Annotated in this window: 1 pseudogene; it reads left to right on the top strand. The window is 39.9% G+C overall.

The features are described from left to right. Positions 1-331: pseudogene (locus ACFIO5_RS12875) on the top strand (excinuclease ABC subunit UvrC); the annotation flags it as partial.

Raw genomic sequence — 331 nt, 5'->3', positions numbered from 1 at the left:
CAGTGTGCATACAATATTATCTGAATTAGGATTAGATAATTTCATGACAGTAGTAGGAATAGCGAAAGGCGCTGACCGTAGAGCGGGACGTGAACGTTTTTTTATAAAAGGAAAAACACCTTTTACGCTTCCCCCGTGTGACCCTATTTTGTATTTTTTGCAACGTCTACGTGATGAAGCACATCGTTTTGCAATTGGGACTCACAGAGCAAAACGAAAAAAAGAAACATTGAAAAATCCGCTTGATGAAATCGAAAATATCGGTCCGACAAGAAAGCGTGCATTGCTTCATCATTTTGGAAGTGCTAAAGCCATTGCAAGCGCTTCACTA

It is taken from the genome of Bartonella sp. AA86SXKL (assembly GCF_042196885.1).
The sequence above is the reverse complement of the archived record's forward strand: the minus strand, read 5'-3'. Positions and strand labels throughout refer to the sequence as shown.